Below are 14,950 nucleotides of genomic sequence, written 5' to 3'. Positions count from 1 at the left end.
TTCCGACGCCCGCCCCGACGGGGCGGCAACGAAATAAGGCACGGCTTATGCCGTGCCTTCTTGCGTTTCGCCCTTTGCCGGATCAGGCCAGGGTGACGGTGTCGTCCAGGTAGACGTCCTGGATGGCGTGGAGCAGCTCGACGCCCTCGGCCATCGACTTCTGGAACGCCTTGCGGCCGGAGATCAGCCCCATGCCCCCGGCGCGCTTGTTGATCACCGCGGTACGCACCGCCTGGGCCAGGTCGCTCTCGCCGCCCGCGGCGCCGCCGGAGTTGATCAGCCCGGCGCGGCCCATGTAGCTGCTGGCCACCTGGTAGCGGGCCAGGTCGATGGGATGCTCGGAGGTCAGCTCATCGTAGACCTTAGCGTGAGTGTGGCCGAAGCCGATGTCGCGATAGCCGGCGTTGGTCTCGGCCATCTTCTGCTTGACGATGTCGGCCTTGAGGGTCGCCGCCAGGTGGATGGCCTGGCCGGTGAGGTCGGCGGCGGTGTGGTAGTCCTGGCCCTCGTGCTTGAAGGCCGGGTTGCGCAGGTAGGCCCACAGCACCGTGACCATGCCCAGCTCGTGGGCGCGCTCGAAGGCCTGGCTGATCTCGCCGATCTGGCGGCGGCTCTCGGGCGAGCCGAAGTAGATGGTCGCCCCCACCGCCGCACAGCCCATCTCGAAGGCCTGCTCGACCTGGGCAAACAGCGTCTGGTCGTAGACCGCCGGATAGGTCAGCGTCTCGTTGTGGTTGAGCTTGAGCAGCATCGGGATCTTGTGCGCGTACTGGCGCGCCACCGAGGACAGCCCGCCCAGGGTCGAGGCCACGGCGTTGCAGCCGCCCTCGATCGCCAGCTCGACGATGTTGGCCGGATCGAAGTAGAGCGGGTTGGGCGCGAAGGAGGCACCGGCGGAGTGCTCGATGCCCTGATCCACCGGCAGGATGCTCAGGTAACCGGTGCCGCCGAGCCGCCCATGGTCGAACAGGGCCTGCATGTTGCGCAGCACGTGGGGCCGGCGGTCGCCGTGGGCCATGACCCGATCGACGAAGTCCGGGCCCGGTGCGTGGATCGACGCGGCCGGAATGCCGCGGCACTGGTGGGTCAGCAGACTGTCCGCCTCGTCGCCGAGGTGTTGGGCTATGTTGGTCATCGCCGCTTTCGCTCCTTGATGGCTGGTTGTCGGGGGAGTTCGCGAGTCCCTCCCTAGCCTAGAGCAAGCGACGCGCGGCGACAGCCCGTCCGCGACACGAAAGGGCCGCCGTCTCGGCGACCCCGAACCCGACTTGTCGTCGCCTCCCGCCAGCGCCTGGCGCGAGACGGCGACGGGTGCGACGCCTGGTGCCCTCGCCGAGGCCGGTCGTGAAGAACGTCCACGCCGAGCGGGGCGAGCGCGAGCGGGACCTGGGGCTCGAGGGCCACCTAGTGATGTCGTTGTCGAGCTTCGAGGCGGTGCCGGGCGTCCTCTACCCCGGCGAACGTTCGGCGGATTTCCCCCCGCCGCTCTGGCATGATGACGCCTGAGGAAGAACATCAGTCAGGGAGAACGAGGTGATCGCAGTGCTGCGCGGGTTTCTGTGGCTCACGGGGGTATGGCTGGCCGGCGAGACGCTGGTCGTGCTGCTCGACCTGCCGGTCTCGGCCGGGGTGGTGGGCATGCTGCTGATGACCGCCCTGCTGATGTTGCGCATCGGCCGGTTCGATGACATCGCCGCCGCCGGCCAGCCGCTGATCGGCCTGCTGGCGATGCTGATCATGCCCGGCGTGGTGGGGGTGTTCTTCGTCGCCGACGACTTCGCCGGCCAGTGGCTGGCCGTCGCGGTGTCGCTGGTGGTCGGCACCCTGGCCAGCGTGCTGACCACCCTGCTGCTGATGCGCCGCTGCATGCCCGCCGAGCCCGAGACGGACGCGACGCCGGGGTCCCGCTCATGAGCGACGCCCTGATGGCGGTGCGCGAGGCACTGCTGGCCACTCCGCTGTCGGCCATCGCCCTGACGCTGGCCGCCTATCTCACCGCCCTGTGGGCCGTCGAGCGCCTGGGACGCCCCAGCTGGTGCCCGGCGGTGCTGCTGGCCGCGGTGCTGGTCGCCGCCACGCTGTGGGGGCTGTCCATCGACGTCGCCGACTACCGGCGCGGCGCCGACTGGCTGATGCTGCTGCTCGGCCCGGCCACGGTGGCGCTCGGGGTGCCCCTCTACCAGCAGCTGCCCCACATCCGCGCGCTGTGGAAGCCGCTGGCGCTGAGCCTGCCTCCGGCGGCGGCTCTGGCCTCGTGCTATTCGCTGGCGCTGGCGTGGGCGCTGGGCGCCAGCCCCGAGGTGCTGGCCTCGCTGGCGCCCAAGTCGGTGACCGCGCCGATCGCGCTCGGCATCGTCGAGGGGCTCGGCGGCTCGGTGCCGCTGCTGATGGGCGGGCTGCTGCTCACCGGGGTGATGGCGACCCTGGCGGTCAGCCTGCTGGCCCCGGCGCTGGGCATTCGCGACCACCGCATCCTCGGCTTCGCCCTGGGGGTCAACGGCCATGCCATCGGCACCGTGCGCGCCTTCGAGCTGAGCCCCGCCGCCGGCGCCTTCGCGTCGCTGGGCATGAGCCTGACCGGCATCCTCACCGCCCTGTGCCTGCCGCTGGCCTGGCGACTGCTGGGCCTCTAGACGCCCCCTCCACCAGTGGGCGACTTTCGTCGCATACGCGTGCGAGGCCGGCGCTGGCGCGCATCTCCCGGGCGCCCCGACCGGCGACGACGATCGCGAAATAGGCTAGAATCGCCGCCTCTCGCCCACCGGACTCGGGAGCCTCGGACAGGCCATGGCCCTACGCATCGCCATCAACGGTTACGGCCGCATCGGCCAGTGCGTGCTGCGTGCGCTCGTCGAGCGTGACATGCCGGAGCTCGAGGTAGTGGCCCTCAACGAGCTGTCCGGGCTCGACACCATCGCCTACCTGACCCGCTTCGACACCACCCACGGCCGCTTCCCCGGCAGCGTGGAGGTCGACGGCGAGCAGCTGGTGATCGACGGCCACCCGATCCGGGTGCTCTCCGAGGCCGATCCGGCCGCCCTGCCCTGGGCCGAGCTCGAGATCGACCTGGTGCTGGAATGCTCCGGCAGCTTCAAGGAACGCGACATCGCCGAGGCCCACCTGGCCGCCGGCGCCGCGCGCCTGCTGTTCTCCCAGCCCGCCGAGAGCGACGTCGACGCCACCATCGTCAGCGGCATCAACGACGCCGACCTGACGCCCGAGTGCCGGGTGATCTCCGCCGCCTCCTGCACCACCAACTGCCTGGTGCCGGTGCTGACGGTGCTCGACGAGGCGCTGGGCCTCGACCACGGCGTCACCACCACCATTCACTCGGCGATGAACGACCAGCCGGTGATCGATGCCTATCACCAGACCGACCTGCGCCTGACGCGCTCGGCGATGCACTCCATCGTGCCGGTGGACACCGGCCTTGCGCGCGGCATCAACCGCCTGATGCCGCACCTGGCCGACCGCTTCGAGTGCCTGCACGTGCGGGTGCCGACCATCAACGTCTCGGCCATGGACCTGGCGCTCTCGGTGCGCACCGATACCGACGCCGAGACGGTCAACGCCCTGCTGCGCGAGGCCAGCGCCCGGCGGCTCGCCGGGCTGCTCGGCTACACCGAAACGCCCATGGCCTCGGTCGACTTCAACCACGATCCGCGCTCCGGTATCGTGGACGCCACCCAGACCCGGGTGGCCGGCGGCCGCCTGATCAAGATGCTGTGCTGGTTCGACAACGAGTGGGGCTTCGCCAATCGCATGCTCGACGTTGCCGGCCGCATCGCCCGACTGGGCCCGGTGCCACCCTCCGATGCCTGAGACCCTTCGGCTTTCCCAGACGAGGAATCTGCTTCCATGAACGTGCGCAAGATGACCGACCTCGACCTCGACGGCCAGCGAGTGCTGATCCGCGAGGACCTGAACGTGCCCGTCAAGAACGGCCAGGTGACCAGCGACGCCCGCCTGCGGGCCGCCCTGCCGACCATCCAGGCGGCGCTCGAGGCCGGCGGCAAGGTGATGCTGATGAGCCACCTGGGCCGTCCCACCGAGGGCGAGCCGGCCGAGGAATTCTCGCTGGCGCCGGTGGCCGAGCATCTGGCCGGCCTGCTCGGGCGCCCGGTGCGCCTGGTCGAGGACTATCTGGAGACGGCACCCGCCTTCGAGGCCGGCGAGATCGTGCTGCTGGAGAACGTGCGCTTCAACCAGGGCGAGAAGAAGGACAACGAGGCCCTGTCCCGGGCCTATGCCGCGCTGTGCGACGTCTACGTGATGGACGCCTTCGGCACCGCCCACCGCGCCCAGGCCTCGACCCACGGCGTGGCGCGCTTCGCCCCCGCCGCCTGCGCCGGCCCGCTGCTGGCCCGGGAGCTCGAGGCGCTGGAGAAGGCCCTGGCCACCCCAAAGCGCCCGATGACCGCCATCGTCGGCGGCTCCAAGGTCTCCACCAAGCTCGAGGTGCTCAACGCGCTGTCCGAGAAGTGCGACCGCATCATCGTCGGCGGCGGCATCGCCAACACCTTCATCGCCGCGGCCGGCTACAACGTCGGCAAGTCGCTGCACGAGGCCGACCTGGTCGAGGCCGCCAAGGCGCTGATGGACAAGGTCGAGATCCCGCTGCCCAGCGACGTGGTGGTGGCCACCGAGTTCTCCGAGCACGCCTCCGCGGTGACCAAGCCGGTCGACCAGGTGGGCGATGACGAGATGATCCTCGACATCGGCCCGGAGACCGCCGCCCGGCTCGGCGAGCAGCTCAAGGCCGCCGGCACCATCCTGTGGAACGGCCCGGTCGGCGTGTTCGAGATCGACCAGTTCGGCCACGGCACCGAGGCGCTGTCCTACGCCATCGCCGAGAGCGACGGCTTCTCCATCGCCGGCGGCGGCGACACCCTGGCGGCCATCGACAAGTACGGCATCGCCGAGCGGGTCTCCTACATCTCCACCGGCGGCGGCGCCTTCCTCGAGTACGTCGAGGGCAAGGTGCTGCCGGCGGTCGCGGCCCTCGAAGCCGCCGCCGAATAATCACGAACACTGCGACGCAGGCGGCGCGGCGCGCCGCCTCACACAACAAAGGGTGACTTCATGGCACTGATCAGCATGCGCCAGATGCTGGACCACGCCGCCGAGCACGGTTACGGCATCCCGGCCTTCAACGTCAACAACCTCGAGCAGATGCGCGCCATCATGGAAGCCGCCGACGAGACCGATTCCCCGGTGATCGTCCAGGCCTCCGCCGGCGCCCGCAAGTATGCCGGCGCGCCCTTCCTGCGCCACCTGATCCTGGCCGCCGTCGAGGAATTCCCGCACATCCCGGTGGTCATGCACCAGGACCACGGCACCAGCCCCGCGGTGTGCCAGCGCTCCATCCAGCTGGGCTTCTCCTCGGTGATGATGGACGGCTCGCTCGGCACCGACGGCAAGACGCCGACCAGCTACGACTACAACGTCGACGTCACCCGTCGCACCGTCGAGATGGCCCACGCCTGCGGCGTCTCCGTCGAGGGCGAGCTGGGCTGCCTGGGTAGCCTGGAGACCGGCATGGCCGGCGAGGAAGACGGCGTCGGCGCCGAGGGCAAGCTCGATCACGACCAGCTGCTGACCGACCCGGAAGAGGCCGCCGCCTTCGTCAAGGCGACCCAGGTGGACGCCCTGGCGATCGCCATCGGCACCAGCCACGGCGCCTACAAGTTCACCCAGCCGCCCACCGGCGACACCCTCTCCATCCAGCGCATCAAGGAGATCCATGCCCGCATCCCCGAGACCCACCTGGTGATGCACGGCTCCTCCTCCGTGCCCCAGGAGTGGCTCGAGGTGATCAACGAGTTCGGCGGCGCCATCCCCGAGACCTACGGCGTGCCGGTCGAGGAGATCGTCGAGGGCATCAAGCACGGCGTGCGCAAGGTCAACATCGACACCGACCTGCGCCTGGCCTCCACCGGCGCGGTGCGTCGCTTCCTGGCCGAGAACCCGGCCGAGTTCGACCCGCGCAAGTTCCTCAAGGTCAGCACCGCGGCCATGAAGGAGGTCTGCAAGGCCCGCTACGAGGCCTTCGGCACCGCCGGCCAGGCCAGCAAGATCAAGCCGATCAACCTGGAAGAGATGTTCCTGCGCTACGAGCGCGGCGAACTGGACCCGCGCGTCAAGTAAGCGTCCCCGCCCCGCCGGCCTCCGTGCCGGCGGGCGTCATGCGAGCCCCGCCATGCACAACCTGTGGATTCCCGTGGCCGCCATCCTGCTCGTCGCCGGCCTGATCTTCGGCGGCCAGTGGATGGCCGACAACGACCGCGACGACCGGATCGCCGAGCGTATCGCCGAGCGCCTCGAGGCCCAGGACGACGTCGGGATCGAGCGCCTGCTCGAGGTGAACAAGGGCTACGGCCTGTGCGGCGACGCCGTGCGCGCCGAGCGCCCCGCCCTGCCGTTCTACTACCACACCGTCACCGAGCAGCTGGCACTGGGCGCCGACGCCCCGGCCTACCGCGAGAACTGCGGCCGCCACGCCGCGCCCTGAGGCGCGCAGCCTTCCTGTGCTCCAGTTGGCTTAGGCAACGTATGAAAAGTCGGCGAGCGAAGGCTAGACAAGGCAAAAATCAGCGAAAAGCCGGAGTTTACGAGCTGTAAATGAGGACTTTGACCGGGCTCGCGCACGAGCTGATTTTTAACGCCGTATAGCCGAGCGCAGACACTTTTCCGACTTCGCCTAGAGATAGCGTGCCCGGAAGTGCCACTCTCCGGGCCCCATGTCGTTGTGGATCGCCGCCACGATATCGGGGTCGAGGGCCGGGTCGTCCAGGTCATAGAGGCCGCACTGCGCCAGCGCCTGGCGCGGGGTGACCGTGTCGGCGATGCGCTCGTAGACCACCCGCACGCCGCAGGGCATGCGCTCGCTGCTGTCGGCCACGCCCAGCTTGAGCCCGCTGAGACGCGAGACGTGACTCTTGAAGCTGGGGAAGAGGATGGTCTGGGTCATCTCGTGGCCGTTGAGCGACTCGTGGTCGGCCAGGAACAGGCGATCGGTCAGCAGCAGCGCCACGCCCTGGTAGCGGTTGTGCCAGTGGCGACCGCCGGCGCGGGGCGGCATGCGTTCGGTGCGCTGGTAGAGCACGTCCTCGCCGCGCCGCTCGAGGCAGACCAGGGTGCACAGCACCTGGCCGGGCCGCGACATGGCCAGGTAATACTCGTGGTAGCAGCCGAGATAGCGCGACATGCCCTGACGCCCCTGCTCGAGCAGCGCGGCGGGCAGCCCCAGCGACGGCGCCCGCTCGGGCGCCTCGCCGTCCGGCGTCGGCTGCAGCCGCACCAGCGAGCGGAACTCCTCGTGGGGCAGCAGGATCTCGTGCACCTCGACGCCGAAGAAGTCGCAGATGCGGCGCATGGTGTTGTTGGCGGGCTTGTAGCGGCCGCTGAGGTAGCGGTTGAACTGCGCCCGGTTGATGTCGAGCCGACGGCACACTTCGGCGATGGAGCGGTAGTAGCTGCACAGCAGCCGGAGGTTGGCCGCGAAGTCGTCATGCATGTCGGTGGATTCCTCTGAGGCGCTCGCCCCGAAATGGTGCAGCCTGGTGCACTGGGTGCGGCGGATGGTGCGCCAGGGCGCACCATAGCGTCAAATCCCATCGCGCTTTGAGCCTGCTTAAATCCCACGCACCGCGAATAATGCCAAAAAGGAGACTTCTCGATGTTGGCTTTCCTCAACGACCTGCTATGGGGCAAGGTCCTGATCGTGCTGCTGATCGCCGTGGGCATCGGCTTCACCGTGGCCTCGCGCTTCGTGCAGTTCCGCTACTTCGGCCGCATGTTCCGCATCCTGGGCGCCAGCCAGGCCTTCAAGAAGGACAAGCACGGCCACCTGAGCTCCTTCCAGGCGCTGGTGCTGTCGGTGGCCGGCCGGGTCGGCGGCGGCAACATCGCCGGCGTCGCCGTTGCCATCACCCTCGGCGGCCCCGGCGCCGTGTTCTGGATGTGGGTCGTCGGCCTGATGGGCATGGCCACCAGCTTCCTCGAGTGCACCCTGGCGCAGACCTACAAGACCGCCGAGGGCGACGGCACCTATCGCGGCGGCCCGGCCTACTACATCTCCCGCGGCCTCGGCCGCCGGTGGAACTGGCTGGCCGGCATCTACTCGGCGCTGCTGCTGGTGACCTTCGGCTTCGCCTTCACCGCCCTGCAGTCCTATTCCGTGGCCACTTCCTTCGGCGACGCCTTCGGCGTGCCGGTGCTCTACAGCGGTCTCGGCCTGGCGCTGCTCGTTGGCCTGATCATCTTCGGCGGCATCAAGCGCATCGCCCGCATCTCCGAGTTCCTGGTGCCGATCATGGCCGGCGGCTATCTGCTGATCGCGCTGGTGGTGCTGGCCCTGAACATCACCCAGATTCCGGACGTGATCGCGCTGATCGTGAAGAGCGCCTTCGGCCTCGAGCCGGCCATCGGCGGCGGCATCGGCGCGGCCATCATGATGGGCCTGAAGCGCGGCCTGTTCTCCAACGAGGCCGGCCTCGGCAGCGCGCCCAACGTGGCGGCCGTGGCCTACGTGCCGCACCCGGCCAACCAGGGCATCGTGCAGGCCTTCTCGGTGTTCATCGACACCGTGATCATCTGCTCCGCCACCGCCTTCGTGATCCTGCTCAGCGGCGTCTATGAAGCGGGCGCCGGCGTCGACGTGGCGGGCATCGCCCTGACCCAGGCCGCCCTGGCCGACCACGTCGGCGAATGGGGCCGCACCTTCGTCAGCATCGCGCTGCTGCTGTTCGCCTTCAGCACCATCCTCTACAACTACTATCTGGGCGAGAACAGCCTGAACTTCTTCAGCCGCCGCAATCAGGGCCTGTTCAATGCCTTCCGCGTGACCATCGTGCTGCTGGTCTGCTGGGGCGCCACCACCGACCTGGGCACCGCGTTCGGCTTCGCCGACGTGACCATGGGCCTGCTGGCGGTGGCCAACCTGATCGCCCTGATCATGCTGTTCAAGCCGGGCCTGCGCATCCTGCGCGACTTCGACGGCCAGATGCGCAATGGCATCGAGCAGCCGGTGTTCAACGCCAAGGACCACCCGGAAATGGACCTGGATCCCAAGTCCTGGGAGCTCGAACCCGAAGACCTCGAGCGCGCCCACCGGGCGCTCGGCAACACCCCGGCCGGCGCCAGGGAGTAACGCCCCGCGGCACCCGCCTGCCGGCTTCCCGGTAGCCCTCCGGCCCCGCCCGACCAGGCGGGGCCGGCTCGTTTCCGCCCCGTGAACGGCGCGGGTCGAGCGAGCGACATACTTCGACACCCGGCTCACTGACAGGGCGCTGCCCGGCGAGACCGGAGCCGGCATCCGGCCCCAGCGGGGGGCGAGGACAACGTCGAGATCAACGGCGTCGCGCCTGCCCGTCGCCGGGGCACCGACTCACCGGGGCCCCCAGGCTAGTCCTTCAGGTGCTCCAGGGCGCGCCGGGGACGACGACGCTCGCCACGACGGCGCGCCTCATCGCCCAGGCGGTTGCCGACCACCCGGGCCATCCCGACCAGGGCGCCGCTCGCCATGCCCCAGGCCAGGGCCTCCCGCCAGCGCGTGTCGCGACGCCCCGGGTTCTCCGGCGGGGCCGCGCCGGCCGTCTTGCGGTAGGCCTCCCTGGCGGTGTGCCGGGTCAACAGGCTGGCGCCGATGACGGCCGTGTAGCCGGCCATCGACCAGAGCATTTTCCGTTTCATGACTTGACTGCCTCCGGTGGTACGCTGTGGACTAGCGGTCCCGTGCCGCCCCTCCTGAGTATCATGGCAGGGCGCCGCCAGCATAGCCCACCCCCTCTCGGCAGGAGCCGACATGCCCGATACCCTCAGCCCACCGCCGCCAGGCACCCGGCGACCGGCGTCGCGACGGCACCGGACACCATCCCCCACGACGGGGGCCTCTCCTTGCTGACAGATCTGACCCTCGGCAGCGCCGCCGTCCTGTTTCTCGGCTGCACCCTGGTGATCGGCGTGGCCGGCACGCGGCTGACGCACATCGTCGACGACCTGGCCGACCGCACCGGCCTCGGCGAGGCCATCGCCGGCGCCGTGCTGCTGGGCATGGCCACCTCGCTGTCGGGGCTGGTGCTGTCGGTCTCGTCGGCGCTGGCCGACCGCCCCACCCTGGCGATGAGCAACGCCCTGGGCGGCATCGCCGTGCAGACGCTGTTCCTGACCATCGCCGACCTGACCCACCGCCGCGCCAACCTGGAGCATGCCGCCGCCTCCATCGGCAACCTGATGCAGGGCGGCCTGCTGCTGTGCCTGCTGGCGCTGGTACTGGTGGGCCGCTTCGCCCCGGAGTGGACGCTGTGGCAGGTGCATCCGATCACGCCGCTGATCGTGATCGGCTACCTGTTCGGGCTGCGGCTGGCCGATCGCACCCGGACTCGCCCCATGTGGCAGCCGGCCCAGACCCGGGAGACCACGCCGGACGTGCCGGACGATCAGGCGCAGACTCGCTCGGCGCGGCGGCTATGGCTGAGCTTCGCGGGGCTGGCGCTGGTGCTCGGCGCCAGCGGCTGGCTGCTGGAGGGCGTGGCCTCGGTGATCGCCGAGGACACCGGCCTCGGCCAGTCGGTGGTGGGCGTGTTGATGACCGCGGTGGTCACCTCGCTGCCCGAACTGGTCACCTCGGTGGCGGCGGTGCGCCGCGGCGCGCTGACCCTGGCCGTGGCCGGCATCATCGGCGGCAACGCCTTCGACACCCTGTTCGTGGCCGCCTCGGACGTGGCCTACCGCGGCGGCTCGATCTACCACGCCATGCCCGACGGCGTGGCGCTGTGGGTGGCGATCTCGCTGCTGATGACCGCCATCCTGATGGTCGGCATGATCCATCGCGAGCGCCTGGGGCCCGGTCGCATCGGCTTCGAGAGCCTGGCCATCGCCGGCTGCTATCTGGCCGGGGCGGCGATGCTGGTGATGGCGCCGGGCTGATCCCGCCCGCTACGGGACGAATGTGCAGCAAAGATTGAATTGAAAAACACTGTTCACAAAGTCGCGGAAATGGTCTTAAACTAAAGGTGTACGCTGCCGATATGACACAATAGCGTTAAAGCCGAATGACACGCCCGCGAGGTTACCGGTGATGGCCCGCCCCCTCTGCCTACTCTTCGATTGCGATGGCACCCTGGTCGACAGCGAGCCCCTGCTCGCTGCCGAGATGGAAACCAGCCTGACCGCCGCCGGCCTGCCCTTCCAGGCCAGCGACTACGTCGGCGAGTTCCGCGGCGCCCGCTTCCGTCATATCGTCGCCGAGCTGGAGAGCCGCCACGGCGCCGTCGACCCGGACCGCCTCGAGGTGCTGGAGCGCGACATGCGCGCCAACCTCAACCGCCGCCTGGCCACCGACCTGTTGCCGATCACCGGCGCCGCCGAGGCGCTGGTCGCCCTGTCCGGCCACCCCATGGGCGTGGTCTCCAACGGGCCGATCAACAAGATCCGCACCTCGCTGCTGGCCACCAATCTCGAGCCGGTGTTCGGCGATCATCTGTTCAGCGCCTACGAGGCGCAGTGCTGGAAGCCCGACCCCTGCCTGTATCGCCACGCCGGCGCCATGCTGGGCTACGCCCCCGAGGACTGCGTGGCCATCGATGACGCCCTGGTCGGCGTCCAGGCGGCGCTGAACGCCGGCATGACGGTGATCCATCTCAACCGCTTCCCCGACGCCGAAGAGACGCCGGAGGGCGCCATCATGATCACCAGCATGTTCCAGCTGCCCACCGTGATCGCCCGCCTGGAACACGACCGCCAGCGCTCGCTGTCGCGGGCCTGAGACGCGCCTCTCTACCATGGTCTAATCGCGTCGGACTTGTCATGTCACGGGGCCTGCCACTAACGTTGGGAACGTTCCCATTTTTCCTGATGCCTCTTCATGACCGCTCCAACACGCCGAACCGGCGCCACCATCCTGGAAGTCGCCCGCGACGCCGGCGCCTCCAAGACCAGCGTCTCCCGCTATTTCGGCGATGAGCGCAGCCGGCTGTCGCCCGACCTGCAGCGGCGCATCGCCGCCAGCGCCGGCCGGCTCGGCTACCGGCCCAACCGGATCGCGCGCGGGCTCAAGGGCGGGCAGTCGGGGCTGATCGGCATGCTGGTCGCCGACATCCGCAACCCCTTCTCGGTGGCGGTGATGCACGGAGTCGAGCAGGCCTGTCGCGCCCACGGCTTCTCGCTGATGGTCTGCAATACCGACAACGACCCCGTTCAGGAGCGCGATCATCTGGCGCTGCTGGCGTCATACCGCGTCGAAGGGCTGGTGCTCAACGTCGCCGGCCACCCCGGCGAGGAGCTCGCGGCCCTGGCCGATCGGGACACGCCGCTGGTGCTGCTCGACCGCTCGCTGGGCGAGCTCGAGGCGGACATGGTCGGGCTCGACAACGACCGTGCCATCGACGCGGCCCTGGACCACCTGCACGGCCAGGGCTACGGCGAGCTGCTGTACGTCAGCGAGCCGCCGGAACGGGCCAGCTCGCGCCAGCGCCGCCTGGAGCGCTTCCGCGCGCGGCTCGACGCCGAAGGGCTGACGGGTGATGCCTGCTGCCTGCCGCTCGACGACACCCCGGCCCTGGAGCACGCCATCGCCGACTTCCTCGACCGCCCGGCCACCGCCCCCAGGGCCCTGCTGTGCGCCAACGGCAACGTCACCCTGGCGGTCACGCGCGTGCTGCAGGCCCGCGGCGACGCCCTCGGCACCACCGGCCTGATGGGCATCGACGAACTCGACTGGTGCGGCCTGGTCGGCCCCGGCATCACCACCCTCGCCCAGCCCACCGAGGCGATCGGCCGGGCCGCCATGGACAGCCTGCTGGAGCGCCTGACCGATACCCGGCGCCCGCCTCGGCAGGTGCGTTTCTCGCCGACCCTGATCGCCCGCGGCTCGACCCGCCGCTGAGACAATTTCCCCATCGAGCGTCGCATCGCGCCGCTCGATGGTATCGTTCCCATCATGATGCAGGAGTATCGCCAATGACCACGACGCCCCCCAGCCCCGAGATCCTCGCCTTCGGCGAGGCCATGACCCTGTTCGTCGCCGAGGCCGCCGGCGAGCTCGCCGAGATCGAGACCTTCCGACGCCGCATCGCCGGCGCGGATACCAACGTCGCCATCGGCCTGGCACGACTGGGCTTCGGCGTCGGCTGGCTGAGCCGGGTCGGCGACGACGCCTTCGGCCGCTACATACGCCACACCCTGGAGGCCGAGGGGCTGGACTGTCGGCATCTGACCCGCGACCCGGACGCCGCCACCGGACTGATCTTCAAAGAGCGCGCCGAGCACGGCGCCGACCCGCACGTGGAGTACTTCCGGCGCGGCAGCGCCGCCAGCCGCCTGGGCCCGGACGACGCAAACGCGGTCGACTTCGACGCCGCCCGTCACCTGCACGCCACCGGCATTCCCCCGGCGCTCTCGGCGAGCTGCCGCGAACTGACCTGGCACATGCTCGAGCGAGCGCGACAGGCCGGCGCCAGCATCTCCTTCGACCCCAACCTGCGCCCGTCGCTGTGGGCCAGCGAGGCCGAGATGCGCGACACCCTGAACGCCATGGCCGGCCAGGCCGACTGGGTGCTGCCGGGCCTCGCCGAGGGCCGCCGCCTGACCGGCCTGGAGACGCCCCACGACATCGCCGGTTTCTATCTCGACCGCGGCGCCCGGGCGGTCATCATCAAGCTGGGCCCCGAGGGCAGCTACTACCGTGGTACGCTCGGGGGGCAAGAGGCGAGCCTCGAGGTACCCGGCGTGGCGGTGGAAAACGTCGTCGACACCGTGGGCGCCGGCGACGGCTTCGCGGTCGGAGTCATCAGCGCCCTGCTCGAGGGCCTCACGCCGCGCGAGGCCCTGGGGCGCGGCAACCTGATCGGCGCCCTCGCCGTGCAGGTACCGGGAGACATGGAAGGGCTGCCCTCCCGCCAGCGCCTCGCCGAACTCGACGCCCGGCCGGCCATGCCGGAATAAGGAGATTCCCGTGCACAAGCGTATCGTCGTCTATCGCCCCCTTCCCGAGGACCTGCTCGCCGAGCTGAGGCGCGACTTCCACGTCGACGACTTCGGCCAGCTGGAGGATCTCGACGACCCGGCGTTCCGCGCCGCCCTGGGCGAGGCCCACGGCCTGATCGGCGCCGGCCGTCCGATCACCGCCGAGCTGCTCGATGCCGCCCCACGGCTGGAGACGATCTCCAGCGTCTCGGTGGGTGTCGACGCCTATCCGGTCGAGGAACTGACGCGCCGCGGCATCCAGCTGTGCCACACCCCGGACGTGCTGACCGAGACCACCGCCGACACCGGCTTCCTGCTGATCATGGCCACCGCGCGCCGCGCCGTGGAGCTGGCCGACTTCGTGCGCCGCGGCGAGTGGCAGGCCAGCCTCGGCGAGTCGCACTTCGGCAGCGACGTGCACGGCAAGACCCTGGGCATGGTCGGCATGGGGCGCATCGGCGCCGCCATCGCCCGGCGCGGCGCCCTGGGCTTCGGCATGAAGGTGCTCTACTCCAACGCCTCGCCGAAGCCGGCGCTGGAAGAGGAGCTCGGCGCCCGCCGCCGCGAGCTGGACGAACTGCTCGGCGAGGCCGACTTCGTCTGCGTCACCGTGCCGCTGAGCGCCGAAACCGAGCGGCTGATCGGCCAGCACGAGCTCGGGCTGATGCGCGACTCGGCGATCCTGATCAACATCGCCCGCGGCAGGGTGGTCGACGAGGCGGCGCTGATCGAGGCGCTGGACGCCGGCAGGATTCGCGCCGCCGGGCTCGACGTCTTCGAGCACGAACCGCTGCCGGCCGACTCGCCGCTGCCCCACATGGCCAACGTGGTGGCGCTGCCGCACATCGGCTCGGCCACTCACGAGACGCGCCACGCCATGGCCCGGCGGGCAGTGGACAACCTGCGCCTGTCACTCGCCGGCGAGCGGCCGCTGAGCCCGTTCAACGCACCGGTCCGGCCCCGGGCCTGACCTCCATCACCGCAA

General features: G+C 70.0%; 16 protein-coding genes. 13 read left to right on the top strand and 3 right to left on the bottom strand.

All coding sequences use genetic code 11. The annotated features are described in order from the left end of the window. Positions 1-82: 82 nt before the first annotated feature. Positions 83-1,135: a class I fructose-bisphosphate aldolase gene (locus tag FIU88_RS01105; protein ID WP_152477870.1), complete on the bottom strand. Its 1,053-nt coding sequence runs from the start codon at positions 1,133-1,135 to the stop codon at positions 83-85. A 209-nt stretch (positions 1,136-1,344) separates the two neighbouring features. On the opposite strand from FIU88_RS01105, the gene FIU88_RS19095 reads away from it, so the two are divergent. The 7 genes from FIU88_RS19095 (at position 1,345) to FIU88_RS01075 (ending at position 6,511) form a co-directional block, all read left to right on the top strand. Then, positions 1,345-1,506, top strand: a complete 162-nt coding sequence (locus tag FIU88_RS19095; RefSeq protein WP_172977621.1) for a hypothetical protein — start codon at positions 1,345-1,347, stop codon at positions 1,504-1,506. 30 nt (positions 1,507-1,536) lie between these two features. Then, complete coding sequence (locus tag FIU88_RS01100; RefSeq protein ID WP_172977739.1) at positions 1,537-1,914, top strand: CidA/LrgA family protein; 378 nt, start codon at positions 1,537-1,539, stop codon at positions 1,912-1,914. Continuing rightward, entirely contained in the window at positions 1,911-2,633 is a 723-nt protein-coding gene (locus FIU88_RS01095; protein ID WP_152477868.1) for an LrgB family protein, read from the top strand. The genes FIU88_RS01100 and FIU88_RS01095 overlap by 4 nt, the downstream gene beginning before the upstream one ends. Before the next feature lie 154 nt (positions 2,634-2,787). Next, a complete protein-coding gene (locus FIU88_RS01090) occupies positions 2,788-3,822 on the top strand; it encodes a type I glyceraldehyde-3-phosphate dehydrogenase (RefSeq protein ID WP_152477867.1) in 1,035 nt (344 codons plus the stop codon). Positions 3,823-3,858: 36 nt separating this feature from the next. Continuing rightward, positions 3,859-5,022: a phosphoglycerate kinase gene (locus FIU88_RS01085; protein WP_152477866.1), complete on the top strand. Its 1,164-nt coding sequence runs from the start codon at positions 3,859-3,861 to the stop codon at positions 5,020-5,022. 60 nt (positions 5,023-5,082) lie between these two features. After that, positions 5,083-6,147, top strand: a complete 1,065-nt coding sequence (fba, locus tag FIU88_RS01080; protein WP_016856269.1) for a class II fructose-bisphosphate aldolase — start codon at positions 5,083-5,085, stop codon at positions 6,145-6,147. A 52-nt stretch (positions 6,148-6,199) separates the two neighbouring features. Then, positions 6,200-6,511 carry a hypothetical protein gene (locus FIU88_RS01075; protein WP_152477865.1) on the top strand — a complete coding sequence of 104 codons (312 nt, stop codon included), beginning with the start codon at positions 6,200-6,202 and terminating at the stop codon, positions 6,509-6,511. Positions 6,512-6,700: 189 nt separating this feature from the next. Here the strand turns inward: FIU88_RS01075 and FIU88_RS01070 are convergent, their stop codons facing one another. Then, entirely contained in the window at positions 6,701-7,516 is an 816-nt protein-coding gene (locus FIU88_RS01070; protein WP_152477864.1) for a helix-turn-helix transcriptional regulator, read from the bottom strand. A gap of 162 nt (positions 7,517-7,678) precedes the next feature. Here FIU88_RS01070 and FIU88_RS01065 point away from each other — a divergent pair, with 162 nt between their 5' ends. Then, entirely contained in the window at positions 7,679-9,151 is a 1,473-nt protein-coding gene (locus FIU88_RS01065) for a sodium:alanine symporter family protein (protein WP_152477863.1), read from the top strand. Between the two features lie 254 nt (positions 9,152-9,405). Here the strand turns inward: FIU88_RS01065 and FIU88_RS01060 are convergent, their stop codons facing one another. After that, the gene (locus FIU88_RS01060) at positions 9,406-9,693 is read right to left on the bottom strand and encodes a DUF4235 domain-containing protein (RefSeq protein WP_216647291.1); all 288 of its coding nucleotides are present in this window, start codon (positions 9,691-9,693) and stop codon (positions 9,406-9,408) included. A gap of 204 nt (positions 9,694-9,897) precedes the next feature. On the opposite strand from FIU88_RS01060, the gene FIU88_RS01055 reads away from it, so the two are divergent. The 5 genes from FIU88_RS01055 to FIU88_RS01035 all read left to right on the top strand — a co-directional run bounded on the left by FIU88_RS01055 (position 9,898) and on the right by FIU88_RS01035 (position 14,935). Further along, on the top strand, positions 9,898-10,929 hold the full coding sequence (locus FIU88_RS01055; RefSeq protein ID WP_152477861.1) for a sodium:calcium antiporter: 1,032 nt from the start codon (positions 9,898-9,900) through the stop codon (positions 10,927-10,929). Between the two features lie 151 nt (positions 10,930-11,080). Beyond that, positions 11,081-11,767: an HAD family phosphatase gene (locus tag FIU88_RS01050; RefSeq protein WP_016856263.1), complete on the top strand. Its 687-nt coding sequence runs from the start codon at positions 11,081-11,083 to the stop codon at positions 11,765-11,767. A 99-nt stretch (positions 11,768-11,866) separates the two neighbouring features. Then, a complete protein-coding gene (locus tag FIU88_RS01045; protein ID WP_152477860.1) occupies positions 11,867-12,886 on the top strand; it encodes a substrate-binding domain-containing protein in 1,020 nt (339 codons plus the stop codon). 74 nt (positions 12,887-12,960) lie between these two features. Then, positions 12,961-13,944: a sugar kinase gene (locus FIU88_RS01040; RefSeq protein ID WP_152477859.1), complete on the top strand. Its 984-nt coding sequence runs from the start codon at positions 12,961-12,963 to the stop codon at positions 13,942-13,944. Positions 13,945-13,954: 10 nt separating this feature from the next. Next, the gene (locus tag FIU88_RS01035; RefSeq protein WP_152477858.1) at positions 13,955-14,935 is read left to right on the top strand and encodes a D-glycerate dehydrogenase; all 981 of its coding nucleotides are present in this window, start codon (positions 13,955-13,957) and stop codon (positions 14,933-14,935) included. Positions 14,936-14,950 lie beyond the last annotated feature (15 nt).

Origin of the sequence: Halomonas sp. THAF12, assembly GCF_009363675.1 — a bacterium.
Lineage (GTDB): Bacteria > Pseudomonadota > Gammaproteobacteria > Pseudomonadales > Halomonadaceae > Halomonas > Halomonas smyrnensis.
Note: the sequence above shows the minus strand (reverse complement) of the source record. Positions and strands in the feature narration are given on the sequence as shown.